The 609-nt window shown below is 57.6% G+C and carries 1 protein-coding gene; it reads left to right on the top strand.

All coding sequences use genetic code 11. The annotated features are described in order from the left end of the window. Positions 1-413: 413 nt before the first annotated feature. Positions 414-609: ATP-binding protein (locus PDO_RS29480; RefSeq protein WP_458574659.1), on the top strand; the 196-nt coding region annotated here is incomplete at its 3' end.

Here is a 609-nt window from a genome sequence, read left to right as displayed (position 1 = left end):
AGCAGAACTGGCACAACGACCACCCTCGAAAGCGGCGGCTGCTGCATCGCGCGGCGCGCCGGATGACGGGCCTGCGGGCAGTCTTCGAGAGAAACACCGGCTTCGAGAGACAAACTGGTCATGATTTGAGCGCACTCCAACAGCAAATGGGGCGGTGAGCCATGTACTTGGGGTTACATGGCTCACCAGTGCACCTGAGAGAAACCCTCCTGCGCACTTTCGAACTGTGTTTAGAACATCTAATGACAAGCTGCGAGCCGAGCGGGCACAGGATGCACCGTCAGACAATAGAGAGGCCACACGATACAATTGGGTGGCGTCAAACAGCCTCCAATGGTGCGCGAAGCACGCGGGACCGACACGGGTAAAGCTGCGATGGGTATCTTTCCTATTCCAACCGCCATACCGACCTTCTGGTTGAGATCATCAGCCGCCGATATGAGAAACGATCGACCATCCTCACCACCAACAAGCCCTTTGCCGAATGGTCGCAGGTCTTCCCGAATGCCGCCTGCGTCATCAGCTTGGTCGACCGTCTCCTGCATCACTGCGAGGTCATCGCCATCGAAGGCGACAGCTACCGCTTCAAGGAAGCGACTGAGCAGGCAT

Source organism: Rhizobium sp. PDO1-076 (assembly GCF_000247475.1).
Taxonomy (GTDB): domain Bacteria; phylum Pseudomonadota; class Alphaproteobacteria; order Rhizobiales; family Rhizobiaceae; genus Allorhizobium.
Note: the sequence above shows the minus strand (reverse complement) of the source record. Positions and strands in the feature narration are given on the sequence as shown.